The sequence below is a fragment of the Nocardioides sp. genome, from assembly GCF_031422975.1.
In the GTDB taxonomy this organism is placed as follows: Bacteria; Actinomycetota; Actinomycetes; order Propionibacteriales; family Nocardioidaceae; genus Nocardioides.
In genome coordinates, this window is the sequence record NZ_JANPEO010000602.1 from 1 (window position 1) to 1,964 (window position 1,964).

Genomic DNA, 1,964 nt, shown 5'->3' on the forward strand with positions numbered 1-1,964 from the left:
TCCCCGACGGCGTCTCCGGCATCACCAAGGCCGACGGGGTCGCCACCAATGCGCCCGCGTTCGAGGGCACCATCACGGTCATCTTCGCCGGGCAGAGCGTCGAGGTGCCCGTGATCGCCGTGGACGAGCTCGTTTACGCAGTCCTGCCGTTCAGCGACGGTAAATACCAGGACATCGACCCGGGTGAGTACGGCGCCCCGGATCCCGCCACCCTGATCAACGCCGACACCGGCTTCTCCTCGCTGCTCGGCGTCACGGCCGACCTCCAGGAGGGCGAGACCGTCCGTGGTGGCGCGGACAACACCGAGGTCCTCACCACCTTCACCGGCACGGTGCCGGGCGCCGCGATGAAGAAGGTGATCCCGAGCTCCTCGGGTGACACGTTCGACGCCGAATACCTCGTCTCTGACGACGGCGAGCTCCGGCAGGCCGTGCTGACCGGGGTCTTCTACCCCAAGAGCACCGAGATGACCTACACCGTCGACTTCGCCGACTACGGCACGAGCAAGGACATCGTCGCCCCGTGAGTGCGGTGACCGGGTCGGCTCCGACTCGGGCGCTCCTGAGCCTCGCGGCCGTCGCTGTGGCCTTCGCTGCTGCCGACACCTATGTCGTCGTGCTGGCGTTGCCCGACATGATGAGCAGCGTCGGCGTCCCGATCGACCAGCTGCAGCGCGCCGCACCCATCATCTCCGGCTTCTTGTTGGGGTACGTCGCGATGCTGCCGCTCATCGGGAGGATCGCCGACCTCCGCGGCCGCGTGCCGGTGCTGGTCTTCTCGCTGGCGCTCTTCGCCTTCGGGTCGCTCGTCACGGCGCTGGCCTACGACATGCCCTCGATGGTGACCGGGCGCTTCCTCCAGGGTGTGGGCGGCGGCGGCCTGGTGCCGGCCACGCTGGCCCTGGTCGCCGACCTCTACCCCAAGGACCGGCGTGGGGTGCCGCTCGGCATCGTCTCGGCGGTCCAGGAGATCGGCTCGGTCATCGGGCCGCTCTTCGGCGCGCTCGTGCTGGCCTTCGCCGACTGGCGGGTGATCTTCCTGATCAACCTGACGGTCGGCCTCGTCCTGGCCGCGGCCCTGCGATCACTCAGTCGGGCTGACACGCCGCTGGTCGAGCAGCGAGCGCCGGCGAGCGCGGCGACACGTCGCCCGGTCCCCGACCTCCCGGGGGCCCTGCTGCTCCTCACCACCCTGGTCGCCGGGGCGCTCGTCTTCGTCCGGCCCGCCGCCCTGTTGCGCGACCTCGCGTGGGGCCAGCTCTTCATCCCCTACACCGACTCTGGCCGCTGGCTCACCCCGATCGGCCTGGTCGCGATGGTGGCGGCGCTCCTGCTCCTGGCACGCTGCTGGCTGGCGCCACGCCCGCTGTTCGACGTCCGCCGCTGGGGGGCCAGCCTGGTCGAGGCCGACCTCGTCGGCGCCCTGCTCCTCGCGACCGCGCTGGCCGGCGTGATCCTCGCGTTCGCGACCGCCGACCCGAAGATCCAGGTCTTCTCCGACCGGGGATGGTGGTTCCTGCTGGGCTCCGCGATGGCGTCGGTGCTGTTCGTGGTGCACCTGCGCCGGGCCGCCGCGCCGCTCGTGCCGCGCGGTGCGCTGCGGCGTACCCCCGCCTGGGGTGCCCTCCTGGTCAGCTTCTTCATCGGCTCGGCACTCATCGCAGCCCTCATCGACATCCCGCTGTTCGCCCGCACGACGGTCTACCCCGACTCCCAGCTGGCGGCGGCGCTGGTGCTCGTGCGCTTCCTGGTCGCGCTGCCCGTCGGGGCGATCATCGGCGGCTACCTCATCCGCAGGTTCTCCCCCGGCGTCATCACCGCCGCCGGGATGCTGCTGGCTGCGGCGGGCTTCGTGCTGATGGCGCAGTGGGGACTGACCACCGTCGAGGAACCCATCGCCAACCTCGGTCTGGTCACCGGCGGTCTCGGCTTCGGCCTCGCGCTGGCCCCCGTCAACGCGGCGC

Annotated in this window: 2 protein-coding genes; both read left to right on the plus strand. The window is 71.1% G+C overall.

Features of this window, described 5'->3' with window-relative positions; translation table 11 throughout:
* On the plus strand, positions 1–527 hold a 527-nt coding region (locus RMO85_RS17880; RefSeq protein ID WP_310530071.1), incomplete at its 5' end, for an LppX_LprAFG lipoprotein.
* Positions 524–1,964, plus strand: a 1,441-nt coding sequence (locus RMO85_RS17885; RefSeq protein WP_310530072.1) for an MFS transporter, incomplete at its 3' end; no start/stop codon positions are given. The genes RMO85_RS17880 and RMO85_RS17885, both read left to right, overlap by 4 nt.